This is a genomic window from Cutibacterium avidum ATCC 25577, assembly GCF_000227295.1.
Classification (GTDB): Bacteria; Actinomycetota; Actinomycetes; order Propionibacteriales; family Propionibacteriaceae; genus Cutibacterium; species Cutibacterium avidum.
This window is the reverse complement of the sequence record NZ_JH165054.1, coordinates 572775-597912: the sequence shown is the minus strand read 5'-3', so window position 1 is coordinate 597912 and position 25138 is coordinate 572775. Positions and strand designations below refer to the sequence as shown.

The window sequence follows — 25138 nt, the reverse complement described above, 5'->3', positions numbered from 1 at the left end:
CTACCACCCTCAGGATTCCGTGGGGCTGTCCGCCCCGATGGGGAAGATGTCTCGCAGGATGTTGAGGCGGTGCTCGGCCTCGGATGACAGGATCTCGGTGTCGTCGTCATGCCCGATGGGGTGCCCGGAGAAGATGTGGACCAAGGACGGGTCGGTGCCGTCGATCTGACCGCCCCGACAATCGGTCACCCATTGGCCATTACCCAAGGAGTCGACCCATCCGGTCGGTCCGGAGACACGGCCACGATCGACGTGCTCGACCTCGGCGAGGACGCACTTCGCGCGGTGCGGCGGCAGGCCAGTGACGAATGCCGGTGGGCACAGGGCATCGACGAGGGCCAGGCAGGATCCCTGACCGGGGGAGTGGACGCCGGTGACGTCGGTGACGAGGTAGTTGGACGCCTCGGTGAACACCGCTCCCGGACAGTCGGGGATGTGGAGGGTGTCACAGAACTGTTCCAGGCGCTCGCAGGTGCGCGTGACGATCTCGGCGTGGTGAGCGGCCAGCGGTCCCTCGTTCTGCAGGGCGGAGAGAAGGGCCTCGTGATTCTTGTCGGTGGCAGGGGAGTGGGTCAGCACCCGGGAACTCACCAGGGACTTGCTGAAGCCGACGGTGAGCTTCGAGGTGGAGCCGACTGATCCCTCGACGAGGTAGGTGTACGAGTTGGGGAACTGACGGCGGAGGGTCTCGACGATCCATCGAGGATCAATGGGTGAGGCCGCGTGGGCCTCGACGTCACGCATGAGAACGATTTGCTCGAGGTCGTCAGGGCTCATGATGTCCTGGACCTGCCGGGCGATGCGACGCCAGCTCTCCGCGGTGACGACGCCGTCTGGCATCGTCATGGTGCCGGGGGAGTGCGGCACGGTTTGCTGACGAGGTGGATCATCGTTAACCGATCCCCAGGACAGTTGGGTCAACCAGGAGTAGTCAGGCCAACGGCCGATGATTGTTTTGGGCAGGATCATGACCGAGCGTGATGACGAGCGGTCGGGATCGAAGGCGAAGGATCCGAAGGCGACGGGGCCGGTCGCCTCGGCTCCTGGCATCTCAGTCTCGTGCTCGAGATCGTCACAGAGAGCCTCCCACCAGACGTCGGCGGCAGTGGGGGAGTCGGTCTCGAACCGGGTGATCTCTCCCAGGCCGACCATGCCGTAATTGCGGTGCAGGAAACACACCGAGTCGTTGGGCGTCATGTAGTTCTCGAGTGGGCCGGGGTCCGGAATCGAGACGGTGCGGGCGCGTAGACGCGTGGAACCTGGATTGAGGATCACCTTCGCAGGATAACCGAGCGCGTGCTGTGTGGTAGGCGCTGTCCACGGCGGGTCGGGGGTGTTTACTGTTTGCGGCATGGAGAAGGGTGTGGGATTCGGGCCCCGGCCGGAGTTTCCCACGAGTCACACCGTCTAGACTCGCCGGTGCACATCGCCGGGATCCCGGCACGATATCCATGGTTTTCATAGGAGGGGCCCACGTGACGAGCCAGATCGAGTCCGACGTCGTCGTCGTCGGTGCTGGGCCTGGTGGCTCGGCCACAGCTGCGCACCTTGCCCGTAGAGGACTGCACGTCACCCTGTTGGAGAAGGCGACCTTCCCACGCGACAAGGTCTGCGGTGACGGCCTCACCCCTCGTGCCGTCAAGCAGCTCATCCGGTTGGGGATCGATGTCTCCGAGGAGGCCGGCTGGAAGCACACCGAGGGGCTGCGGATTCATGGTGGACGCATCGCCTCCTTCGTCCTTCCCTGGCCCGAGCTCGCCGATTACCCGAACTTCGGCATGGTCTGCCGTCGCACCGTTCTCGACGAGCGGCTGGCCCGCCACGCCGAGTCCCAGGGCGTCACCCTCGTCGAAGGAGCCAATGTCACCGAGCCGATCCTTGCCCCCAATGACCGTATCCGCGGCGTCCGGACTGCCGACGGCAGGGTGTACTCGGCACCCGTCGTCGTCGCAGCTGACGGCAATTCTTCCCGCCTCGGCCTGGCCATGGGACTTCACAAGCGCGATGACCGCCCGATGGGTGTGGCGGTGCGCGCCTACTACCGCTCCCCGCTGTCCGAGGCGCGCAACCTGGAGAGCTGGCTGGAGTTGTGGGACGGCGCTCCGCACGAATCAGACTTGCTGCCTGGATATGGCTGGGCATTTCCCGAGGGTGACGGAACGGTCAACATCGGTCTGGGAATGCTCAATTCTTCTGATGCTTTCGGCCACACCGACTACCGCTCCCTCATGAAGCGCTGGCTGTCCCACATGCCAGCCGAGTGGACCCTCGACGAGGAGCACCGTGAGGGGCCGATCCGGGGCGCCGCGCTGCCGATGGCCTTCAATCGTCAGCCGCACTATCTCAATGGTCTGTTGCTGGTGGGTGACGCAGGCGGCATGGTCAATCCCTTCAACGGGGAGGGCATCGACTACGCCATGGAGGCTGGAGAAATGGCCGCTGACGCCATTGCCGAGGCTCATTACCGGGGTCACGGCACGCCGGCCGCCGAGAAGGCGCTGCAAGGGTATCCGCGCGCCCTGCAGGAGCACTTCGGCGGCTACTACCGACTCGGGACGATCTTCGTCCGGCTCATCGGTGACCCGCGGGTCATGAAGATCTGCACGACCTATGGCCTTCCGCGTCGTCGAATCATGAAGTTCGTCAACAAATTGTTGGCGAATCTCACAGATTCCAAGGGCGGAGACCTTGATGACCGTATCATTAACGTTCTGACGAGGATTGCCCCGTCAGTGTGAGCTCAGTGGCCGCTGGTGTCCGTCTGGCGACGCATTATCAGAATTTAGGTTACCCAAAGTACCCGACCGCCAGATGGGCGTCGTAAGGTCTGAGCCAACGGTGCTGACCAAAGGTGGTGAGATGAACGGATACGCCCCCCTGGTGGGGATGATCATCCTGGGTGCGGTCTTCGTACTCGCGACGATCGCAGTCAACGTCCTTCTTGCGGTGAAGCGACCCAACCGCGCCAAGCACGAAATCTACGAGTGCGGCATCGAGCCGACGCCACAACCAGCTGGTGGCGGAAAGTTCCCCGTCAAGTTCTTCGTCGTCGCAATGCTCTACATCGTCTTCGACATCGACATCATGTTCCTCTACCCGTGGGCCGTCGATTTCAACCATCTCGGCGTCTTCGCCCTGGTCGAGATGGTGCTGTTCGTCGCGATGGTGTTCATCCCTTACCTCTACATTCGCCGCCGTGGCGGCCTGGACTGGACCTGATCTCCCGTCGCGGCTCGCAGGCCGCGCCCAATCAACGTTCGAGCGGCCCGCTGCCGCGTCAGTCAACGTCTGAAAGGAAGGACGCACGAGATGGCTGAGTACGACGCCGATGTCCCAGCTGGAATCGTGATGACCTCGATGGAGGCCATCGTCGGATGGCTGCGCAAGACCTCCTTCTGGCCCCTGACGATGGGCCTGGCCTGCTGCGCCATCGAGATGATCTCCTATGGCGGTCCGCGTGCCGACGCCGCCCGCTGGGGCCACGAGGTGTTTCGTGCCTCTCCCCGTCAGGCTGATCTCATGATCGTCTCGGGTCGCGTGAGCCAGAAGATGGCTCCGGTGGTTCGTCAGCTCTACGACCAGATGCCCGAGCCCAAGTGGGTCATCTCGATGGGCGCTTGCGCCTCTTCTGGTGGCATCTTCAACAACTACGCCGTCGTTCAGGGCTGTGACCACATCGTCCCGGTTGACGTCTACCTGCCAGGCTGCCCGCCCAGCCCGGACATGCTCATTGATGCCGTGTTCAAGATCCGTGAGCAGATCCAGCACTGGCCGCTGATGGGTCACATGTCCGAGGTCGAAGCGACCAAGGAGAAGCGGGCCCTCGAGGCCCCGACCACCCTCGAGCAGAAGGGGCTCATGCGATGAGTGATAAGCCGACTCCGCGCGGTGCCGCCGGCGGCTCGGACTCCGGGGACCGTATTCCCGACGGCCGCAACTTCCTCGATGCCAGCAATCCCGACCAGGCCCACACCCCGGCCAAGGGCACTCAGTGGACCCAGGAGGATCGTCGCATCGACACCCGTAAGGGCATGTGGGGGGCAACCTCCGGGCCGGGTGACACCTCCGGTTATGGCGGTATCGTCCGCACCGTCGAGATGCCCGGTAGTTCCGAGCGTCCCTATGGTGGCTGGTTCGACGAGGTCGCTGATCGGATGGAGGAGCTGGTTCCGGACTTCTCGGACGGCCTGACCCTCGTCGATCGCGGCGAGATTACCTTCTTCGTCCGTCCTGAGAAGCTGCTGGAGCTCGTCAAGGTGCTGCGTGACGACGCGGCCCTGCGCTTCGAGAGCTGTTCCTGTCTGACCTGTGTGCACTACCCGCACATGGAGGGTCGTGAGATGCACGTCGTCTACGGCCTGCTGTCGATGACCCACAACCGTCGCATCCGTCTCGAGGTCGCACTGGCTGATCCCGGCCAGAAGGACGTGGCACGAACCGGTCACAGCGACGTCGACTCCCTGCCCCACGTTCCCAGCATCGTCTCGATCTACCCGCACGTGGACTTCCAGGAACGCGAGGCCTGGGACATGTTCGGAGTCATCTTCGACGGCCACCCGGCCCTCACCCGCATCCTCATGCCCGACGACTGGGTCGGCCACCCGCAGCGCAAGGACTACCCGCTCGGCGGCATCCCGATCGAGTACAAGGGTGCTGTCGTGCCACCGCCGGACCAGCGCAGGAGCTACAACTGATGAGCGAGAACCACGAGTACTTGTCCCAGGGCGGCGACTGGGTCCAGATCGTCGACGAGGCTGCCGAGAGGGGCGACGAGACCGTCGTCGTGAACTTCGGACCGTCCCACCCGTCCACCCACGGCGTTATGAGGCTCATCATCGAGCTCGATGGTGAGTCGGTGACCGACCTTCGCGTCGGTATCGGATTCCTCCACACCGGTATCGAGAAGAACATGGAGTTCCGCACCTGGACCCAGGGTGTGGCCTTCATGACGCGATGCAACTACGTCGCGAACTTCTTCAATGAGCTGGCGTACTGCCTGGCCGTCGAGAAGCTGCTGGGTGTCACCGACGACATCCCGGAGCGGGCCAAGGTCCTCCGCGTCATGATCACCGAGCTCAACCGTATCTCCTCCCACCTCATCGCGGTGGGCACCGGCGGCCTGGAGCTCGGCGCCTCCTCGGTGGCCGAGGTCGGCCTGAGGGAGCGCGAGATCATCCTGGAGTTCAACCAGGCCGTCACCGGTCTGCGCATGAACAACGCCTGGATTCGTCCTGGTGGCGTCGCCAGTGACCTGCCGGAGACCGGGCTGGACCAGCTGCGTGACCTCATCAAGCGCATGGAAAAGTACCTTCCGGAGATCGGCCTGTTCTGCAACGAGAACCCAATCTTCAAGGCTCGTACCACGGGCATCGGTTATGCCGACCTGTCCACCTGCATGGCCCTCGGCGTGACGGGGCCGGCCCTGCGAGCCACCGGCCTGCCGTGGGATCTGCGCAAGACCCAGCCCTACTGTGACTACGACACTTACGACTTTGACGTCGCTACGTGGGACACCTGCGACTGCTACGGCCGCTTCCGTATTCGTCTCGAGGAGATGGACCAGTCGGTGCGCATCCTCAAGCAGTGCCTCAAGCGTCTTGAGGATACCCAGGGCGACCGTCACATGGTGGAGGACCCGCACATCGCGTGGCCGGCAGAGCTGGCCCTGGGCCCCGACGGTCAGGGCAACTCCAACGAGCACATTCGCCACATCATGGGCGAGTCGATGGAGGCCCTCATCCACCACTTCAAGATCGTCACCGAGGGATTTCGGGTGCCTGCCGGTCAGGTTTACCAGGCCATCGAGGGTGCCGGCGGTGAGCTCGGCTGCCACCTCGTCTCGGACGGCGGGGTGCGGCCGTACCGCTCCCACCTGCGCGACCCCGGATTCATCAACGTGCAGTCCCTGCCCGCCATGTGTGAGGGCGGAATGCTTTCCGACGTGGTGCCGTCCCTGGCATCCCTGGACCCCGTCATGGGAGGAGTCGACCGATGAGCGATCGCGAACCCGTCAACCTGGGATATCCCTACGTCGAGTCCTTCCACTCGGACTTCTCGGGGACCGGCGGAGTCGACCAGTCCGACCGTTCCACCAACATCGACGAGCACACCATCGAGGAAATGCGCCAGATTGCCTCGCGGTACCCCGATCCCCGCTCGGCCCTGCTGCCGATCCTGCACCTGGTGCAGTCGGTGGATGGACGCGTCTCCCCGGTCGGCATCGAGACCGCAGCTGAGGTGCTGGGCATCACCACCGCCCAGGTCTCCGGGGTGGCGACTTTCTACACCATGTACAAGAAGCATCCAGCCGGACAGCACCACATCGGTGTCTGCACCACCGCGCTGTGCGCCGTCATGGGCGGCGAGGAGGTGCTCGCCCGGGTCGAGAAGAAGCTCGGCATCAAGGAGGGAGAGACGACCCCTGACGGCAAGTTCTCCCTCGAGCGTGTGGAGTGCAACGCCGCCTGCGACTTCGCCCCGATCATGATGGTCAACTGGGAGTACATGGACAACATGACCCCGATCCGCGCCGAGGAGATCCTCGACGCGCTGGCCCGCGACGAGGAGGTTCACTCCACCCGTGGTGCGAGGATCACCAGTTGGCGTGAGGCCGAGCGAGTGCTCGCCGGCTTCCCCGACGGTCGGGCCGACGAGGGCCCCAGCGCTGGTGAGGCGTCCCTGCAGGGTGTGCGACTGGCCAAGCAGAACGGCTGGCAGGCTCCGGACCCGAACGATCTGCCCGTTCCTGCTGAGCCCGTGGAGGAGGAGAAGAAGTGACCGATCCACTGACCCCGGTCCTGTCGGCCAACTGGGATGACGAGCGCAGCTGGAAGCTGCTCAACTATGAGCGTCAGGGAGGCTACGCCGGACTTCGCAAGGCCTTGACGATGCAGCCTGACGAAGTCGTCTCGCTGGTCAAGGACGCCAATTTGCGTGGCCGTGGTGGCGCCGGATTCCCCACCGGCATGAAGTGGTCCTTCGTGCCCAAGGACAACCCGAACCCGACTTACCTGGTCGTCAACGGTGACGAGTCCGAGCCGGGCACCTGCAAGGACATGCCGCTCATGATGGCCTCCCCGCACACCCTCGTCGAGGGAGTCATCATCGCCGCCTACGCCATCAAGGCGAAGGTGGCCTTCATCTACATCCGTGGCGAGGTGCTGCACGTCATCCGACGCGTTCAGCAGGCGGTGCGTGAGGCCTACTCGGCCGGATACATCGGCAAGAACATCCTTGGTTCCGGTTATGACCTCGACGTCGTCGTCCATGCCGGTGCCGGAGCCTACATCTGTGGCGAGGAGACGGCCCTGCTGGACTCCTTGGAGGGACGCCGTGGTCAGCCCCGTCTGCGTCCGCCGTTCCCCGCTGTCGCCGGTCTGTACGCCAGCCCGACGGTCATCAACAACGTCGAGTCCATCTCGACGGTGCCGTCGGTCCTGCGCAACGGCAAGGAATGGTTCAAGTCAATGGGCACCGAGAAGTCCGACGGTTTCACCATTTACTCGCTGTCGGGACACCTGGCCCATCCCGGCCAGTACGAGGCCCCCATGGGGATCACCCTGCGTCAGCTGCTCGAGATCTCCGGCGGCATGCGCGAGGGTCACGAGCTGAAGTTCTTCACCCCCGGTGGCTCCTCGACCCCGCTCCTCACTCCCGACGACCTCGACACCCCGCTCGACTACGAGGGGATGATGGGGGCCAAGTCGATGCTGGGCACCAAGGCCCTGCAGTGTTTCGACGAGACGACCTCGGTGGTTCGTGTCACGCTGCGGTGGCTGGAGTTCTACAAGCACGAGTCCTGCGGCAAGTGCACCCCGTGCCGTGAGGGAACCTGGTGGGTCGTCCAGATGCTGCGTCGCATCGAGGCCGGTGAGGGCCAGGAGGGTGACGTCGACAAGCTGATGGACATCGCCGACAACATCGGCGGTCGTTCCTTCTGCGCCTTGGCCGACGGTGCCGTGGGCTGTCTGCGAGGAGCCATCGGCCACTTCCGCGAGGAGTTCGAGGCCGGCTGCCGTGGCATCCCCGCCTGGCAGTACCTGCCCTACGAGCGCAGCTCGATCTTCACCGACGCCGATCGCCGAGTCCTGGAGGGGGCCGGAGCATGAGCGAGAACAAGCCCGTCGAACTCGTCACCTGCACCATCGACGGTCAGCAGGTGAGGGTCCCCAAGGGAACCCTCATCATCCGCGCAGCCGAGTCCATCGGCACTGCCATCCCCAGGTTCTGCGATCATCCGCTGCTCGACCCTGCGGGTGCCTGCCGCGAGTGCCTCGTCGAGATTCCCGACGCCGGAAATGGTCGTGGTTTCCCCAAGCCGCAGCCGTCGTGCACCATGCCGGTGGCCGAGGGAATGATCGTCAAGACCCAGGTCAGCTCCGAGATGGCCCGCAAGGCCCAGGAGGGGATGCTGGAGTTCCTCCTCATCAATCACCCGCTGGACTGCCCCATCTGTGACAAGGGCGGCGAGTGTCCGCTGCAGAACCAGGCCATGGCCAACGGACGTGGTGAGTCCCGTTATGGCGGAATCAAGCGCACCTACCCCAAGCCGATCAACATCTCGGCCCAGGTGCTGCTGGACCGCGAGCGGTGCGTGTTGTGCCAGCGCTGCACCCGGTTCGCCGACCAGATCGCAGGAGATCCCTTCATCAACCTGCAGGAGCGCGGGGCCGTCTCCCAGATCGGGGCCTACGAGGGCGACGACTTCAACTCCTACTTCTCGGGCAACGTCATCCAGATCTGCCCGGTGGGAGCCCTCACCAGCGCCGAGTACCGCTTCCGTTCCCGCCCCTTCGACCTCGTCTCGACGGTGACGACCTGTGAGCACTGCGCCGCCGGTTGCCAGCTGCGCACCGACCACCGTCACTACGAGGTCAAGCGTCGCAATGCCGGAAACCTGCCCGAGGTCAACGAGGAGTGGAACTGTGACAAGGGCCGCTTCGCCTTCCGCTATGGCCGTGACGACGACCGAGTGACGACCCCGCTGGTTCGACACGACGGAGTCCTGGAGAAGGTGTCCTGGGCCGAGGCCTTGCAGACGGCAGCTGCCGGACTCGAGAAGGCCGGCACCAGCGTCGGCGTCCTCACCGGCGGGCGTCTCCCGGTGGAGACCTGCCTGTCCTGGTCGCGGTTCGCGCGTGTCGTGCTCGGTACTAACAACGTTGACTTCCGTTCTCGTCCGCACTCCGCCGAGGAGGCCTCCTTCCTGGCCGCCACGGTCGCCGGACGCAGCCTCGCGGAGTCGGTGACCTATGCCGACCTCGAGAAGGCGTCGCGGGTCGTCCTGGTGAATCTTGAGCCTGAGGACGAGTGCCCGATGATCTTCTTGCGACTGCGCAAGGCGTGGCGTCGCAAGAAGGTCGCCATCACCGTGGTAGGAACCCACTTGTCCAATGGCTCGGCGAAGATGGGGGCCGAGTTGGCCCGCTGCTTGCCCGGTCAGGAGCCCCAGGTCGTGGAGCAGCTGGTCTCAGACGGCACGATCAGCGAGGGAACCATCGTGCTGGTGGGGGAGAGGGCCGCCACCCGGCCCGGAACCCTCTCTGCCATCGCCTCCCTCGACTCGAAGGTCCGGGTCGCCTGGGTGCCTCGTCGTGCCGGTGAGATCGGCGCGATCGAGGCCGGCCTGCTGCCGCAGCTGCTTCCCGGTGGACGTCTCGTCGACGACGCCGATGCTCGCGTGGACATCGCGGTCGCGTGGGGAGTCGACAACCTGCCGACCAAGCCCGGCCTCGACACCGCCGGCATGCTGGCCGCTGCCCGCGGCGGCAATCTCTCGGCCCTCGTCGTCTCGGGGGTGGAACTGGCTGACATGCCCGATCCGGCAGGAGCCCGCGAGGCCGTTGAGAACTGTGGTTTCGTGGTCTCCCTGGAGCAGCGGTTCTCCGAGGTGGCCGAGAGGGCCGACGTGGTCCTTCCGGTCTGCTTGTTGGAGGAAACCTCGGGAACCTTCCTCGACTGGGAGCATCGCCCCGGCCGGGTGCGCGTGGTCAACAAGCAGGCTGCCACCCCGATGAACGAGATCCGCGTCCTCGACGCCCTGAGCTCGCAGCTGGGATCGGTCTCCGGACTCGCCACCGTCGCCCAGGCCCACAAGGCCTGGCGAGATCTCGGTCAGTGGCAGGGCGGGCATCCGAAGATGGAGTCGACCTCCCCGGTCGTGCCGCAGGCCCCCATGGTCGAGCCGGGATCCGTCGGTCGCGTACTGGAGACATGGCGTCAGCTGCTGGAGGGATCGGCTAGCCTCACGGGCGCCGATGCCCTGGTGGCGACCGCACCGGCTCCCGTCGTCGTCGTCAACCCGCTGACGGCGGATCAGCTCGGCGTGACAGACGGGCAGCTCATCGACGTCGCCGGGCCCATCAGCCTGCGACTCCCGGTCAAGATCGACGCGACGATGTCGGCCGAGGCGGTGTGGATCCCGTCGCTGCGTGGCGACTCGACCTTCCCGCAGAGCCGTACCACCGTCCCCGACGCTCCCGGAACCTTCGTCTCGCTGAGTGCCGTTGAAACCGAAACTTCCCGAGAGGCAGGTGTGGCATGAGTCCCCTCGAGGCCACCATCGACCCGGTGTGGCTCATCATCGTCAAGGTCGTCATCCTCTTCGTGATCCTGCTGGCCTGGACCATCTTCAACGTGTGGTTCGAGCGCCGGGTGCTGGCCAAGATGCAGAACCGCATCGGCCCGATCATGAACTCGGCGTGGGCTGGTGGTGTGTTCCAGGCCGTCGGTGACGGTTTGAAGCTCATCTTCAAGGAGATGCTCACCCCGAAGGGTGCCGACAAGATCGTCTTCAATCTGGCGCCGGTGATCGCGGGCATCGCCTGCTTTGCGTCCTGGTCCGTCATCCCGCTCGGTGGTGAGGTGTCGATGTTCGGTCACACCACCAGGCTGCAGATCACCGACGTGCCGGTCGCCGTGCTCTTCATCCTTGCGGTGGCGTCCATCGGCATCTACGGTGTGGTGCTGGCCGGTTGGTCGTCGGCAGGTACCTATTCCTTGCTCGGTTCGTTGCGCTCCAGTGCCCAGATGATCTCCTACGAGGTCGCCATGGGCCTGTCCCTGGTGACGGTGTTCATCTTCTCGGGGTCCATGTCGACCTCCGGGATCGTCGAGTCCCAGGCCAGTCACCTGGTCATCGGCGGATTCGACACCCACATCGCCGGGCACTACTGGCTCCTGCTCATCCCGAGCTTCATCATCTACGTCATCACGATGTTCGGTGAGTCCAACCGTCTGCCCTTCGACCTACCGGAGTGTGAGTCGGAGCTCGTCAGCGGTTACATCACCGAGTATTCAGGTTTCCCCTATGGCATGTACTTCCTGGCGGAGTACATCAACATGGCGACCCTGTCGGCGGTCTGTACCACGTTGTTCTTGGGCGGCTACCGCGCTCCGTGGCCGCTGAATTACTTCGGCGTCATCGATTCGGGCTGGTGGGGTCTGTTGTGGTTCTTCCTCAAGACCCAGCTCGTCATCTTCTTCTTCGTGTGGGTGCGTGCCGCGATCCCGAGGTTCCGTTATGACCACTTCATGGATCTGGGTTGGAAGGTCCTCATCCCGGTGTCGCTGGGGTGGGTCCTGCTGGTCGCTGCCTGGCGCACCGTCATCAATCAAGGATGGGGTCGAAACCCGGTCTTTTTGGTGGTCGTCGGCGTCATCCTCGTCGCTCTCATCGTGTGGGCGTTCATGGGTGGTAAGACCGATTCCACGGCCGATGAGGCTCCTGACGAACCCTTCGACGCTTTCGCCGGTGGTTATCCGGTACCGCCATTGCCACATCAGGTGCAGGCCCCATTGGCCGGGGCTGCAACGGCCACCACGGTGGCTCGACGAGACCACGACGAGAACGGAGGTCTGTGATGGGAGCCTGGTCCGGATTCGGGATCACCTTCGAGACGATGTTCCGCAAGTCCTTCACCCAGGGATACCCGGAGAAGGGCAAGGAAAAGCCGATGCCACCGCGCATGCATGGCCGTCACCAGCTCAACCGCTGGCCTGACGGGTTGGAAAAGTGTGTGGGTTGTGAGCTGTGTGCATGGGCGTGTCCGGCTGACGCCATCTACGTCGAGGGGGAAGATAACACTGACGAGGAGCGTTACTCGCCTGGTGAGCGTTACGGTCGCGTTTACGAGATCAACTATCTGCGCTGCATTTTGTGCGGAATGTGCATCGAGGCATGCCCAACTCGTGCCCTGACGATGACGAACGATTTCAAGATGGCCGACACCTCGCGTGCCAAGCACATTTGGACAAAGGACGAGTTGCTGGCTCCCCTCAAGGAGGGCATGGAGCAGCCACCACACCCGCGCCGTCTCGGTGATGGCGAAGATGACTACTTCAACGGTCTTCCTCCCTCTGGGCAGGACGACGTACGGACCGGTTCGGCCACCGGCTCCCATCAGGCCCAGCGCAACGACGAGGGGGCAGCCCGATGACTGCTTCCCTGCTCGCCGCTCCCCTGAGTGGGCTCGTCCCGATGGTGACGGCTTCCCAGTGGGCGTTCTGGTTGTTGGCCCCGATCATGGTGCTCGCAGCCCTGGTCATGGTCTTCGCCAAGAAGCCCGTCCACTCGGCCCTGTCCTTGGCCGTCGTCATGATCTGTCTGGCCGTTCAGTATGCCAGTCAGGAGGCGCCATTCCTCTTCGTGGTGCAGATCATCGTCTACACCGGTGCCATCCTGATGCTCTTCCTCTTCGTCGTCATGCTCGTCGGCGTCGACTCCACCGATTCCCTCAAGGAGACCCTCAAGGGACACAAGGTGGCGGCCATCATCGCCGCGCTGGCCTTCCTGGTGCTGCTCATCCTGGCCGTCGGCAACGCTGTGACGACCGGCGTGATCGGCACCGATCAGTCGATCGGCCTGCGAGAGGCCAATGCCGCCGGCGGTGACAACGTCAAGTCCATCGCAGAGCTGGTGTTCACCAAGTATGTGATCGTCTTCGAGGCCACCTCGGCCCTGCTCATCACCGCTGCCGTCGGCACCATGGTGCTGGCCCACGGCGAGGCCGACAAGAAGAAGTCCCAGCGTGAGCGGGTCACCGACCGCATGGCGGCCTACGCCGAGCACGGTGCTCACCCCGGCGTTCGTCCGAACTCCGGTGTGTACGCCCGCACCAACCAGATCGGTGCTCCGGCCCTGCTGCCTGACGGCACGGTCGCCCAGGATTCGATCTCGGGAACGTTGGCCACCCGCGGCGCCATCATCGACGCCGGCGAGTTGAAGGCTCCGACCCATCGGGCCTTCGCCTCGATCAGTGCCGCCCGCCACGAGGCGCAAGGAGAACTCGAATGAACCCGAATGACTACCTGGTGCTCTCGGCGATTCTCTTCGCCATCGGCATCCTGGGCTTCCTGACGAGGCGTAATGCCCTGGTGGCCTTCATGTCGGTGGAGCTGATGCTCAACGCCGCGAACCTCGCACTGGTGACCTTCTCCCACGTCCACGGTTCTCTCGACGGACAGGTCGGGGCGTTCTTCGTGATGATCGTGGCGGCTGCCGAGGTGGTCGTCGGTCTGGCGATCATCGTCACCATTTTCCGTTCCCGTCGCACCACTTCGGTGGACGACACCAACCTGCTGAAGTTCTGAGGGAGGTACCGTGACTGTCCTGGAAACCGGCCTGTTCAACGTGGCCTGGCTCATGATCGCGGTGCCGCTGGTCGTCTCCGCACTGCTGCTGGTGCTCGGACGCCGCAGCGACGCCTGGGGGCATCTGTTGGCCACCGTGGCCCCGATCGTCTCCTTCGTCATCGGGTTGGTCCTCTTCATCGACCTGGTGGGCCGCGATGCCGCGTCCCGTGCTGTCGAGGTGGGGGTCTACCAGTTCATCGACGTCGGATCATGGGATCTGAGGGTTGACCTGTTGGTCGATCAGCTCTCCATCCTGTTCGTCCTTCTCATCACCTTCGTGGGCTCCCTGATCCACATCTACGCGATCGGATACATGGCCCACGACACCGATCGACGTCGTTTCTTCGCCTACCTCAACCTCTTCATCGCCGCGATGCTGACGCTGGTGCTGGCCGACAACTACCTCATCCTGTTCGTCGGCTGGGAAGGCGTCGGTCTGGCCTCCTACCTGCTTATCGGCTTCTGGTTCGGTCGTCCGGCCGCCGCTCGCGCAGGTAACAAGGCCTTCATCATGAATCGCATCGGCGACCTCGGTCTGACGATGGCGATCTTCACCATGCTCGCCCAGTTCGGCAGCGTGCGTTTCGCCGACGTCTCGGCCAAGGCCTCCGGGATGACGTCAACCTGGGCCACCCTGCTCGGCTTCATGCTGCTGCTGGCGGCCTGTGGCAAGTCGGCCCAGGTTCCGCTGCAGGCCTGGCTGCTCGACGCCATGGAGGGGCCGACCCCGGTCTCGGCCCTTATCCACGCCGCGACGATGGTCACCGCCGGCGTCTACCTCGTCGTGCGGTCCCACGCCATTTACGCCGAGACGGGAGCAGCCTCGCTGGCCGTCGCGATCGTCGGTACCGTCACCCTGCTGTTCGGCGCCTGGATCGGTTCGTCCAAGAAGGACGTCAAGAAGGTCCTCGCCGGATCGACGATGAGTCAGATCGGCTACATGATGCTGGCCGCGGGCCTCGGCCCGGCCGGTGCCGCCCTGGCGATCTTCCACCTCATCACCCACGGCTTCTTCAAGGCCAACATGTTCCTGGGAGCCGGCTCGGTGATGCACGGTACGGGCGACGACACCGACATGTACCACTTCGGGGCACTGTCGAAGGTCATGCCCGTCACCTTCTGGACCTTCGCCTGCGGTTACCTCGCCATCATCGGCATCCCCGGTACCTCGGGCTACTTCTCCAAGGACCACATCATCGAGGCCGCCTTCGACAAGGGCGCGGTCTTCGGTGTGCTGGCCCTCATCGGTGCCGGCATCACCGCCTACTACATGACCCGCCTCATGGTGCTGACCTTCCTGGGATCCAAGCGGTGGCGTGAGGACGTCCACCCGCACGAGTCCCCGGCCGTCATGACGATCCCGCTCATCGTGTTGGCCATCCTGTCGATCTTCGCAGGTGCCTTGATGAACAACTGGATCGGCGACTGGCTGGCCCCGGCCACCGGTGCTGAGGTCGAGCACGTCGGCATGTGGCACATGGGCATGATCGGCATCATTACCCTCGTCGTGGTGATCCTCGGCATCCTGGCCGGTTGGCTGCTCAACCGTCACGACGTGCCGAGCGAGGAACCCGCCACCCACGATCCGCTGCTCATCGCTGGTCGTCACGATCTCTACGGCGACGATGTCAACGACGTCGTCGTCGTGAAGCCGGGGCGCTGGCTGGCCGGTGGGGTCGAGGGCTTCGACCGTGCGGTCGTTGACGGGCTGGTCAACGGCGCAGGCTCGGTGACCACGGCCTGTTCCCAGATCGTCCGCAAGGTCCAGAACGGTTATGTACGTAGCTACGGCCTCATGATGGTCGTCGGCGTGCTGGTCGTCGGACTCGTCGTCGTCCTGGGCCGGATGGCCTGAGCGCAGGAGGAGCTGACATGTCTTTCCCGATCCTCACCGTGATCGCCCTGCTGCCGATCGTCGGCGGCATCATCACCATGATGATGCGCGGAGCCGCGGCCCGAACCACCGGCATGGTGTTTTCCCTGGTCACTCTGGTGCTGGGTGTCTACGCCTTCATCCGCGGAGTCAACGGCACTGATCTGTCGGAGACCCACCGCTGGATTCGCGCCATCGGCGCCTGGTATGCCCTGGGTGGCGACGGGCTGTCCCTGACGATGATCCTGCTGGTCGTCATCCTCGTCCCGGTGGTGCTGCTCGCCGAGTGGCACGTGGACGACGAAGGTAAGGCGCGTTGGTCAACCGGAGCTTTCTTCGGCCTGGCCCTCATGCTCGAGGGACTGGCGATCTACTGTTTCGCCGCCACCGACGTCCTGCTGTTCTACCTCATGTTCGAGGCCACCCTCATCCCGATGTACTTCCTCATCGCCGGATGGGGAGGTCCGCGACGAGGCCGTGCCGCCATGAAGTTCCTGCTGTACTCCCTGGCCGGTGGCCTGGTGATGCTGTTCGCCGTCATCGGCGTCGGTGTCCACGGTGGTTCCTTCCTGCTGAGCGACCTGGCCAAGGTGGACTTCTCCGGGGCCATCGGAAAGGAGCTGTTCGTCGGCTTCTTCATCGCCTTCGCGATCAAGGCCCCGATGGTTCCGGTGCACACCTGGCTGCCTGACACCGCCGAACAGGCGACCGCCGGAACGTCCGCCCTGCTCGTCGGTCTGCTCGACAAGATCGGCACCTTCGGAATGCTGAGGCTGTGCCTGGGCCTGTTCCCGGCCGCCTCCGACTGGGCCACCCCGTTCGTGCTCACCCTGGCGATCATCTCGGTGCTATGGGGTGCCATGATGGCCGCCACCTCGAGTGACCTCATGAGGTTCGTCTCCTACACCTCGGTGAGCCACTTCGGCTTCATGGTCATCGGCATCTTCGCCCTGACGACGACCTCGATCACCGGCTCGATCTTCTACATGTTCAACCACGGCTTCTCCACCGCGGCACTGTTCCTGGTGCTCGGATTCCTGGTACGTCGCGGCAGGACGGCGAAGGTCGACGCCTACGGTGGCGTCCAGAAGGTCGCCCCGGTGCTCGCCGGGACCTTCCTTTTCGCCGGGCTGGCCACCCTGTCGCTGCCGGGCACCGGAAACTTCGTCAGCGAGTTCATGGCCCTGGCCGGTGCCTGGGCGCGTCACCCGATCTACGTCGCCGTCTCCACCATCGGCATGGTGCTGGCTGCCGTCTACGTCCTGGTGACCTACCGACGTACCATGACCGGTCCGGTGCAGGGAGTTTCCGAGAAGGTCAGCGACCTCAATGGTCGGGAGAAGCTGGTGCTCGCGCCGCTCATCATCCTGCTGCTGGTGTTCGGCTTCTTCCCACGGCCGATGTTGCACGCCATTGAACCGGCAGCCACCGCGACCATGACCCAGGTTCACGCCACCGATCCGGCACCCGTCGTCAAGGAGGGCCTCAAGTGAATCCCGTCCTGTTGATTCCCGCGCTCGGGTGTCTCGCGCCCCTTGACGTCGTGGCCCCGCACATCGAGTACGGACCGCTGATGCCGGTCTTCGCCCTGATGGCTGGCGCCTGCCTGGCAGTGTTGGTGGAGGCCTTCGTGCCCCGCTCAGGTCGCCGTCCGACCCAGATCATCCTGACGGTAGCCGCCCTCGCCGTGGCCATCGCCTCGACGCTGACCACGATCGCCAAGGGCACCCGGATCGTCGCCGGTCAGGGAACCCTGGCCCTCGACGGTCCGACCCTGGCCACCTGGATGGTCCTGCTCGTCACGAGCCTCGGTGCCGTGGTGCTCTTCGCCGAGCGAGTGGGTGGTACCCAGACGGCCTTCGTGGCGAGCGCCTCGTCGGCGCCTGGATCTCCGCTGGAGGCCAAGGCCGAGCAGGAGCATCGTGAGCACACCGAGGTCTACCCGCTGCTGATGTTCGCGGTGCTGGGCATGATGTGCTTCGCCGCCTCCGACGACCTCATCATGATGTTCGTCGCCCTGGAGATCTTTTCCCTGCCGCTGTACCTGCTGTCGGGGATGTCTCGTCGTCGTCGGCTCCTGTCCCAGGAAGCCGCACTGAAGTACTTCCTGCTGGGCGCACTGTCCTCGGCCCTGTTCCTCTACGGCATCGTCCTGCTGTACGGCTGCGCAGGCAGCTTCAAGCTGGGCGCCATCGCCGCGGTCGGCGTCACCCAGGTGGGCTCGTCAAGGCTCATCATCGCCGGCATGGTGCTGGTCGCCGTCGGACTGCTGTTCAAGGTCGGCGCTGTTCCGTTTGCCTCCTGGACTCCTGACGTCTACACCGGAGCCCCGACCCCGGTCAGCGGCTGGATGGCGGTGGCGACCAAGCTCGTCGCCCTCGTCGGTCTGATGCGTGTGCTCTACGTCGGTCTGGGCGCCATGAGATGGGACTGGCAGATCATCCTCGCAGTGGTCGCCGTGGCGTCCATGGCTGTCGGCGCGGTCGTCGGTCTGGCCCAGACTGACATGAAGCGTCTGCTGGCCTACTCCGCGATCGCTCACGCTGGCTTCGTGCTGGTGGGCGTCGTCGGTGCCTGGACGATCCAGACTGGGATGACTCCGGGGCATACCGGTTCGGTCTCCTCGGTGCTGGTCTACATGACGGCCTACGGTCTGTCCTCGATCGGTTTCTGGCTCCTCATCCTCATGGTGCGTCGTGCCGGTGGTGAGTCGACGGAGATCGACTCGTGGGCTGGTCTCGGTCGCAAACACCCGTGGTTCGGTGTTCTCGTCGTCATCTTCGTGCTGAGCTTCGCCGGCATCCCGCTGACGGCCGGCTTCACTGGCAAGCTGGTGGTCTTCCTGGCCGGTTGGCGTGGCGAATATGCCTGGCTGGTGCTCCTCGGAGTGCTCTTCTCCCTCGTAGCGGCGGCCTTCTACCTGCGCATCATCGTCGTGGTCTTCTTCCGCAACCCGAAGGATGAGGACGATCCCGTCGAGGTCGCAGAGCCGTCCATCGCCGGGTGGATCACGCTGATCATTTGCGCGGTCTTCACCATCGTCATGGGTGTTGCCCCGCAGCCGATCATTGACCTGTTCAACCAGGCGAGCACCTTCCTGCGCTGAGTTGTTCATGAGGCCGGGGTCGCTGTTCAGAAGGGTTGCGACCCCCGGCCTGGTCACACCTGTGGGCCATCCCAACCGCATCCCGGCAAGACGCGAGGCCCGTCTAACCAGTAATGTGGAACACGGTCGTGTCACGGAGAGACGACGGCCGGACGAGCACCGAGCACACGCCCGGTCGGAAGAGGAGAACTGTGTCGTACAGCGCCAGCAGCGAGTTCACCGATCTGGTGACCGCCAAACTTGCCCTCATCGAGGATGAGCTGGGTCGCCAGGCCGGCGCCGACACGCCTTTCGTCACCGAGGCGGCCAACCACATCATTTCTGCCGGAGGCAAGCGGTTTCGCCCCCTGCTAGTGGTGCTGTGCTCCCAATTCGCTGACGAGGTTGACGACACTGATTTAGTGCGTGCCGCCGTCGTCATGGAGTTAACTCATGTCGCCTCGCTGTACCACGACGATGTCATGGACGAGGCATCCAAGCGGCGCGGTGCACCTTCTGCGAACCTGCGTTGGGGAAACTCGGTGGCCATTATGGTCGGCGATTACCTCTTCTCGCGCGCATCTTTGGCGGTGGCTGAGCTTGGTGTCGATTTCGTCCGACTACAGGCCCTGACCTTCTCCCGTCTGGTGCAGGGTCAGATCGCTGAGACGCGTGGCCCCTCTGAGGGGGAGGATCCGTTGGCCCACTACCTTAAGGTGGTTGCTGACAAGACGGGTTCCCTTATCGCAGCCTCGGCAGTATTTGGTGGCATGGTGTCCCACGCTTCTCCCGAGATCATTTCCGCCCTGGAGCAGTTCGGGGAGGACATTGGCGAGGTCTTCCAGCTCGCTGACGACCTTATCGACATCACCTCAACGGCGACCGGCAAGACGCCGGGCACCGATTTGCGCGAGAAGGTTCCGACCCTGCCGACCCTCATGCTGCGTGCTTCCGAGGACCCGGCTGACGATGAGCTGAAGAAGATGCTCGACGCCGACCTGTCCGACGACGCGGTGCTGGCCGACGTGCTCGAGAAGCTGCGCGCCAACCACGTCGTCGAGGAGGCTCGTGCCGAGATCCAGCGTCGCGCCGATCGCGCTCGTACCCACCTGGCCCCGCTTCCTGACGGGGATGCCAAGATAGCCCTGATGGCCCTGTGCGATGAGGTCGTCTCCCGATCGTCCTGACAGAGCCAGGTCCGAATCCATCAACTTCAGGAGGCATCGTGTCTCGCCACCTCGACCTCATCGGCATCGGCCCCGGCAACCCGGACTGGTTGACTCTGGCCGCCGTTGACGCCATCCAGCACCTCGACGTCCTCTTCGTCGTCCTCAAGGAACATGATGTCGACGACCTCGTCGAGTTCCGACGTCAGGTATTGCGCCGTCACCGTCCGCAGGCCGACACCGACGGCCTGCGGATCGTCGAGCTGCAGGACCCGCCGCGCCCTTGGAAGACCGCCGAGAATTACAAGGAAGCTGTCGCCCTGTGGCGTCGCCAGCGACTCGACCAGTGGACCCACGCCGTCGCCGACAACCTTGCTGACGGTCAGCGGGGTGGATTCCTGGTGTGGGGAGACCCGGGCCTGTTCGAGTCGACCCTGGCCATCGTCAAGAAGCTCATCGCAGCGGTTGACGCCGACGGGGGAGTACCCGTCGAACTCCACGTCATTCCCGGGATCTCCAGCTCCCTGTCCCTGGCCTCGCGTCATCAGATCCCGCTTAACCGTCAGGGGCGCCCGCTGCAGATCTCCCCTGCCCGCCTGCTGGCCGACGGGATGCCCGAGGGGGTTGACGACGTCGTCGTCATGCTGGACGGTCGCCAGACCTTCAGCTTCATCGACCCGACCGGTATCGACATCTACTGGGCGGCATACATCGGTACCCCTGACGAGATCCTCATCAGTGGTGACCTGGCCGAGGTCCGAGACGAGATCCTCGCGACTCGCGCCGACGCCGAGAAGCGTCTGGGGTGGGTCTTCGACACCTACCTGTTGCGTCGTCGCTGAGGGGCGTTCCCCGGCCCGGTCGACATGGGACTTATTCCGATCTGAACCTGCCTCCCCGACGCGCCACATCCGTGGTGTGTGCGGCAGGATGGGGCACATGGATAGTGCACTGCGTCCCCGTCGATCCGTTCTGTTCATGCCCGGCGCCAACGCCAGGGCCTTGGAGAAGGCCCGCGGCATTGACTGCGACGGCATCATCATCGATCTGGAGGACGCCGTGGCCCCCGACCTCAAGGTCGAGGCCCGGGAGCGTGCCGCCGAGGTTGTCAGGGAACATCCCTACGGCCACCGGGAGGTCGCGATCCGCGTCAACGGGATGGACACTGAGTGGTACCGCGATGACATTGAGGCTGCTGTTGCAGCCGGTCCTGACGCCATTGCTGTCCCCAAGGTTGGCTCGGGTGAGCAAGTTCGCACCATCGTCGCTGATATGGAGGCTGCCGGTGCTGGTGAGGGCATGAAGCTGTGGGCCATGATTGAGACTCCGCGGGCTGTGCTCGACTGTTGCGAGATTGCCGGGGCCTCTGATCGTCTTGCCGTACTTATCATGGGCACCAATGATCTGACCAAGGAGTTGCGTGCCTCTCACGTCCCTGGCCGGGCTCCGGTGTCGACGGCTCTTCAGATGTGCATTCTGGCTGCTTGTGCGGCAGGTGTTGTCATCCTCGATGGGGTCTACAACGATGTTCGTGACCTCGAGGGGTTCACTGCCCAGTGTCGTGAGGCCCGGGTCATGGGTTTTGATGGCAAGACGCTTATCCATCCTGGCCAGGTGGCTCCGGCCAATGAGGTCTTCGCACCTGACGCTGAGCAGGTCGAGGAGGCGCGAGGCATCATCGACGCCTGGGAGAACGGTAACGGGTCCGGGGTCGTCACCTATCAGGGACGAATGATCGAGAACCTTCACGTCGAAACCGCTCGTCGCGCCCTCGCGATGGCCGAGGCGATTGCAGCACGCGGCCAGGAGTGAGCCCCAGACCTGGTGGCAGGTCAGCCCAACTCGCGATGCTTTCTCAACCCGAACAGAACGGTTCGACCGTCGGTGGACGGCGGTATGAGAAATAGGATGTGGGCAAGATACAACCACCCGATGAGCTGCACTGTGCCGGCGAGCGAGGAAGGGAACAGGCGCTGGGCTAACAGGATGGCGCATCCCGCAACAGCCGATCCCAAGGAGCCGGCAGCAGCGTTGAGCGATACAGCCAGGGGACTTGACGTGTTGCGAACGAGTAAGGAGATCCGCAGTAGCGTGATTTCCCAGCATGCCACAGCGTCGGGACTCGTCGCGCGCAGCGACAGTAAATGGCCGGACTCGTGAACGAAGAATGAGCCGAGGACACCGACGACGAGAATCGCCAGGAGCTTCGCGAAGAGTGATCCGTTGGCTCCATTGACTGCGCAGAATATCCAACCGAAGCCGAGGACAGCGCCAGGGGCGGATCCGGTGAGAACGAGGTGCCTAGCCAACGGCCACAGGCTCACGTCTCGGGGGTGCGCCACCTCATTGGATGAGCGACTCACGATAGGCCTTGAGCCGGACATAGATGAATGAAACCAGGAGGGTGAACGCGAAGATCACGGCTGCGATGATGCCCAGCCGCGGCAAGGACGCCACACCCATCGTCGCGTCCACATTGCCTTGAGCGTTGGGGGCGGATTTGAAATAGACCGACCCGAATAGCCCGGTCCGATAAGCCGATTCTTCATGTACCGAAAACATGAGGACGAGGATTGTCCCGACAGCCAGCGCCAGCGTCACGACGATGGTGATGAGGAGGCTTGTCAGGTAGACCTTGGGATTCTTCATCGGGCTGCCTTTCGGTGATCGGAGATGGTGAGGATGCTGTGGATGACGAGGAGAACGGCGCACACGAGTCCCAGGCCGATGGAAACCGCGGTGGGGAGATGAAGGATGCCGCTGAAGACAACGAGCACCATTCCAATGGTCAACACGATCGCGCAACCGAGCAAGATCGACAGGGGATTGTCGTCGCGAGCCGGGACGAGGATCCCGACCCCTGTAGCGACCAATGCTGAGCCGCACACGCCTGCGACGGCGATAGCTGTGGAGGGAGACGGTTGACCAGTGAACACGTCGATCAATACTGCGGCTACAAGTAGCGGACAGATGAAAGCAGCTTGAGCTGCCACCATTCGCAGGTAGAAGCGAGGTGCCGGTAGCCGGGGCTCGAGGGTGAGGAAAGTTGGAGCGAGGGTGGCGTACTGGAAGAATCCACCGATCGTCATGGGTTCCACCCCCCACACTGCTGAAGGACCGGCGACACGGGTCGCCAGGAGTACGACGAATCCCACCGAGAGCACGGTAGCTTGCAGGCTGTACCGGCTACGAAACAGAGCCCGAAACTGAGGCGCAGCGTTGCCCATGTGGTTGGTGAGGCCACTTAGGGGAAGCATCACGAAACGATGCCGCACCTCCAGCGGTGACGTCGGCAAGACCGTAACTGGCATGAGACTCAAGACGAGCAAAACGACGAGACAACTGATCACAGCTAGAGAGCCGTGGCGCAGGCCGATGTCGCGGAAGACGAGGGTCCAGACGGTGAATGGTTCTGGTGACGAGGTGATGTCAGCGAGCAGGGAGGGCATTGCCCGCCACACTGCGAAGACGACGAGGAAGAGGAACACTGCGAGGATCGGTTGGCGGGCGGGGCGCAGCGGGGTGTGGGTGAGAGCCAGGTCGCAGGCGCGGTGTGACATTTCCAGGACCGTGTACGTGGCGATTGCCGGCATCACGATGCAGGTGATGAACCCCGGCACAGCTCCAATTCCGAAGTTCACCAGGGTCGAGATGCTGGTGGCGAACATTCCGATGATGACAATGAGCAGGGTGGTGACTCCGTCGAGGACCCCCACAGCGCGCTGTCGTTCCCGGTTTGTGATCGGAAGGTGGTGGGTGATCGCCATCATGGTGCCGGCATCAGCCATAAGCACCTTGACGATAAGGAAGCCGATTGCGGTCCACAGTACCGAGGACAGAGAATTGACAGTCAGGACGAGGTCTCGGGTAGTGGCCTCACCTCTCACCCCATGGGTGAGGACTACCGAGAGGATGGTCGCGGTGAGAAGGAAGAGCACGATGCAGGCTAAGGCGCCGAGACGGGCAGCACGTGACTTCAGGATGCCTTTTCCCACGACGACACGGACCAGGTAGGCCCCCATGAGGTGCACGAGGGTCATGGTCCGCGACAGATCCGTGCGGAGCCCGGATCGAGGCGCCGGTGCGACGGTGGGTCGATCCGTTGAAGCCTCGTCCGCCTGGGCCACCCTGGCGGTGTCAGTCGCGACCATCGCCGTCGCCTTCCAGCCCCATGTACCCGACGATGAGATCGCGGATGGTGGCATGTCGGGCGCGCAATTGGTCGACGGTGGAGAACTCGACGAGGTTTCCGTAGTCAAGCATGGCGACATGGGTAGCGCAGCGGTCCAACATGGCGAAATCGTGGCTGCAGATGATCTGGGTGCCACCTTGCCGGATGTGGTCGAGGAGGGCATCCTCGATCGTCATCTGGGCCTCGATGTCAATACCGTTGAGCGACTCGTCACTGATGATCACAGGTGAGTGCGCCAAAAGAGCCGCCGCGATCTGGGCCTTCTTGAGCATGCCGTGGGAGTAACTCTCCATGAGGTCGTTGTGACGGCCAGCCATCCCCAGACGTTCGAAAATATCAGCGGTCGCCTCACGTAGGTCTCGGTTCTTGAGGGGGGCTGGAGATCGCAGGGACAGACAGTACGAGATGAACTCCGCCCCGGTGAGGAACTGCGGTAAGTGATCGTTGTCGGCGCAGTAAGAGATTGCCCGGCACGCTTCTTGGGAACCGCAGGGGTGGCCGAGGATTCGGGTTGTCGCTGTCTTCGGGGGAGTGAGGATCCCCTGCAGAATCTTGCACAGCGTGGACTTTCCAGATCCATTCGGGCCGATCACCGCGAGGCAGGCCCCTTGGGGTACTGAGATATTGACGTTGTTGAGAACCGGGCGATCGGAGTATTGAAAATCTAGGTTCTCAATCTCGATGGCGGGCCCGTGGGAAGAGGATTGTTCCTCGGCCAACGATGCCCCCGTGGGGGCCGGCCCCCCTCGCGAGGAGGAGAGCCGGCCAACATCATGGGATGGACGCATCAGCGTACACACTCCATGGACACGGAGACGCCGGACTTCACCCACTTCCAGTGGCCGGTGAACTTGCCGTGCTGGTTGACGACGCACCAGACAGCCATACCGGCGAGAATCGTTGCTCCCAGACCGATGATCACAGCGATGAACACCAGCCACCAGGCATCGTGACGGATGAGAGCGGAATCGAACTTGTTCTTCAGGATCTCTGAGGTTGACTGTAAGGCAAGGGATTGTGATTCGAGCATGACGTGACTCTCTTTTCTGATGTCGAAAACGTCTCTTGATTCTCGCCGCGGCCGCAGCTAATCACAGGTTAACTCGTACCTGGGTCACAGGTTGAGTGCCTTTTTGGCGTATTTCTGTTAACTTCGCCACATTTAAACAATCCTGTTAGATCATTTTCAG

General features: G+C 63.7%; 24 protein-coding genes. 18 read left to right on the top strand and 6 right to left on the bottom strand.

Features of this window, described 5'->3' with window-relative positions; all coding sequences use genetic code 11:
* Positions 1 to 9: 9 nt before the first annotated feature.
* Positions 10 to 1197: an isochorismate synthase gene (locus HMPREF9153_RS02715; RefSeq protein WP_004809132.1), complete on the bottom strand. Its 1188-nt coding sequence runs from the start codon at positions 1195 to 1197 to the stop codon at positions 10 to 12.
* Between the two features lie 263 nt (positions 1198 to 1460).
* Between HMPREF9153_RS02715 and HMPREF9153_RS02710 the strand changes: the two genes are divergently transcribed.
* The 18 genes from HMPREF9153_RS02710 (at position 1461) to HMPREF9153_RS02625 (ending at position 21568) form a co-directional block, all read left to right on the top strand.
* Positions 1461 to 2738 (top strand): geranylgeranyl reductase family protein, encoded by a 1278-nt coding sequence (locus tag HMPREF9153_RS02710; RefSeq protein ID WP_095666472.1) that lies wholly within the window; start codon positions 1461 to 1463, stop codon positions 2736 to 2738.
* A 121-nt stretch (positions 2739 to 2859) separates the two neighbouring features.
* The gene (locus tag HMPREF9153_RS02705; protein ID WP_015582128.1) at positions 2860 to 3219 is read left to right on the top strand and encodes an NADH-quinone oxidoreductase subunit A; all 360 of its coding nucleotides are present in this window, start codon (positions 2860 to 2862) and stop codon (positions 3217 to 3219) included.
* 90 nt (positions 3220 to 3309) lie between these two features.
* Positions 3310 to 3867: a NuoB/complex I 20 kDa subunit family protein gene (locus HMPREF9153_RS02700; RefSeq protein ID WP_004809129.1), complete on the top strand. Its 558-nt coding sequence runs from the start codon at positions 3310 to 3312 to the stop codon at positions 3865 to 3867.
* Complete coding sequence (locus tag HMPREF9153_RS02695; RefSeq protein ID WP_004809128.1) at positions 3864 to 4694, top strand: NADH-quinone oxidoreductase subunit C; 831 nt, start codon at positions 3864 to 3866, stop codon at positions 4692 to 4694. The genes HMPREF9153_RS02700 and HMPREF9153_RS02695 overlap by 4 nt, the downstream gene beginning before the upstream one ends.
* Positions 4694 to 5995: an NADH-quinone oxidoreductase subunit D gene (locus HMPREF9153_RS02690; RefSeq protein WP_004809127.1), complete on the top strand. Its 1302-nt coding sequence runs from the start codon at positions 4694 to 4696 to the stop codon at positions 5993 to 5995. The genes HMPREF9153_RS02695 and HMPREF9153_RS02690 overlap by 1 nt, the downstream gene beginning before the upstream one ends.
* Positions 5992 to 6777 carry an NADH-quinone oxidoreductase subunit NuoE gene (gene nuoE / locus HMPREF9153_RS02685; RefSeq protein WP_004809126.1) on the top strand — a complete coding sequence of 262 codons (786 nt, stop codon included), beginning with the start codon at positions 5992 to 5994 and terminating at the stop codon, positions 6775 to 6777. Before HMPREF9153_RS02690 ends, nuoE begins: the two co-directional genes overlap by 4 nt.
* Entirely contained in the window at positions 6774 to 8108 is a 1335-nt protein-coding gene (nuoF, locus tag HMPREF9153_RS02680; protein WP_004809125.1) for an NADH-quinone oxidoreductase subunit NuoF, read from the top strand. The genes nuoE and nuoF overlap by 4 nt, the downstream gene beginning before the upstream one ends.
* A complete protein-coding gene (locus HMPREF9153_RS02675) occupies positions 8105 to 10543 on the top strand; it encodes an NADH-quinone oxidoreductase subunit G (protein WP_004809124.1) in 2439 nt (812 codons plus the stop codon). Before nuoF ends, HMPREF9153_RS02675 begins: the two co-directional genes overlap by 4 nt.
* Positions 10540 to 11862, top strand: coding sequence for an NADH-quinone oxidoreductase subunit NuoH (gene nuoH, locus HMPREF9153_RS02670; RefSeq protein ID WP_004809123.1), 1323 nt, complete (start codon positions 10540 to 10542; stop codon positions 11860 to 11862). Before HMPREF9153_RS02675 ends, nuoH begins: the two co-directional genes overlap by 4 nt.
* A complete protein-coding gene (gene nuoI / locus HMPREF9153_RS02665; protein WP_004809122.1) occupies positions 11862 to 12437 on the top strand; it encodes an NADH-quinone oxidoreductase subunit NuoI in 576 nt (191 codons plus the stop codon). The genes nuoH and nuoI overlap by 1 nt, the downstream gene beginning before the upstream one ends.
* Positions 12434 to 13294 (top strand): NADH-quinone oxidoreductase subunit J, encoded by an 861-nt coding sequence (locus HMPREF9153_RS02660; protein WP_004809121.1) that lies wholly within the window; start codon positions 12434 to 12436, stop codon positions 13292 to 13294. The genes nuoI and HMPREF9153_RS02660 overlap by 4 nt, the downstream gene beginning before the upstream one ends.
* Positions 13291 to 13590, top strand: coding sequence for an NADH-quinone oxidoreductase subunit NuoK (gene nuoK / locus HMPREF9153_RS02655; protein ID WP_003866464.1), 300 nt, complete (start codon positions 13291 to 13293; stop codon positions 13588 to 13590). The genes HMPREF9153_RS02660 and nuoK overlap by 4 nt, the downstream gene beginning before the upstream one ends.
* Before the next feature lie 10 nt (positions 13591 to 13600).
* Entirely contained in the window at positions 13601 to 15487 is a 1887-nt protein-coding gene (gene nuoL, locus HMPREF9153_RS02650; RefSeq protein WP_004809120.1) for an NADH-quinone oxidoreductase subunit L, read from the top strand.
* Positions 15488 to 15504: 17 nt separating this feature from the next.
* Positions 15505 to 16998 (top strand): NADH-quinone oxidoreductase subunit M, encoded by a 1494-nt coding sequence (locus tag HMPREF9153_RS02645; RefSeq protein WP_004809119.1) that lies wholly within the window; start codon positions 15505 to 15507, stop codon positions 16996 to 16998.
* Positions 16995 to 18611 carry an NADH-quinone oxidoreductase subunit NuoN gene (nuoN, locus tag HMPREF9153_RS02640; protein ID WP_004809118.1) on the top strand — a complete coding sequence of 539 codons (1617 nt, stop codon included), beginning with the start codon at positions 16995 to 16997 and terminating at the stop codon, positions 18609 to 18611. Before HMPREF9153_RS02645 ends, nuoN begins: the two co-directional genes overlap by 4 nt.
* 191 nt (positions 18612 to 18802) lie before the next feature.
* Positions 18803 to 19777 (top strand): polyprenyl synthetase family protein, encoded by a 975-nt coding sequence (locus tag HMPREF9153_RS02635; RefSeq protein WP_015582130.1) that lies wholly within the window; start codon positions 18803 to 18805, stop codon positions 19775 to 19777.
* Positions 19778 to 19815: 38 nt separating this feature from the next.
* Positions 19816 to 20598: a precorrin-6A synthase (deacetylating) gene (gene cobF / locus HMPREF9153_RS02630; RefSeq protein ID WP_004809116.1), complete on the top strand. Its 783-nt coding sequence runs from the start codon at positions 19816 to 19818 to the stop codon at positions 20596 to 20598.
* A 97-nt stretch (positions 20599 to 20695) separates the two neighbouring features.
* Positions 20696 to 21568, top strand: a complete 873-nt coding sequence (locus HMPREF9153_RS02625; RefSeq protein WP_004809115.1) for an HpcH/HpaI aldolase/citrate lyase family protein — start codon at positions 20696 to 20698, stop codon at positions 21566 to 21568.
* Between the two features lie 20 nt (positions 21569 to 21588).
* Here HMPREF9153_RS02625 and HMPREF9153_RS02620 read toward each other — a convergent pair whose 3' ends face one another.
* The 5 genes from HMPREF9153_RS02620 to HMPREF9153_RS02600 form a co-directional block, all read right to left on the bottom strand.
* A complete protein-coding gene (locus tag HMPREF9153_RS02620; protein ID WP_004809114.1) occupies positions 21589 to 22080 on the bottom strand; it encodes a hypothetical protein in 492 nt (163 codons plus the stop codon).
* Between the two features lie 19 nt (positions 22081 to 22099).
* Positions 22100 to 22405 carry a hypothetical protein gene (locus tag HMPREF9153_RS02615; protein ID WP_004809113.1) on the bottom strand — a complete coding sequence of 102 codons (306 nt, stop codon included), beginning with the start codon at positions 22403 to 22405 and terminating at the stop codon, positions 22100 to 22102.
* On the bottom strand, positions 22402 to 23796 hold the full coding sequence (locus HMPREF9153_RS02610) for an ABC transporter permease (RefSeq protein WP_171023515.1): 1395 nt from the start codon (positions 23794 to 23796) through the stop codon (positions 22402 to 22404). The genes HMPREF9153_RS02615 and HMPREF9153_RS02610 overlap by 4 nt, the downstream gene beginning before the upstream one ends.
* A 97-nt stretch (positions 23797 to 23893) precedes the next feature.
* The gene (locus tag HMPREF9153_RS02605; protein ID WP_016666142.1) at positions 23894 to 24736 is read right to left on the bottom strand and encodes an ABC transporter ATP-binding protein; all 843 of its coding nucleotides are present in this window, start codon (positions 24734 to 24736) and stop codon (positions 23894 to 23896) included.
* Complete coding sequence (locus HMPREF9153_RS02600; RefSeq protein WP_004809110.1) at positions 24736 to 24978, bottom strand: hypothetical protein; 243 nt, start codon at positions 24976 to 24978, stop codon at positions 24736 to 24738. The genes HMPREF9153_RS02605 and HMPREF9153_RS02600 overlap by 1 nt, the downstream gene beginning before the upstream one ends.
* Positions 24979 to 25138 lie beyond the last annotated feature (160 nt).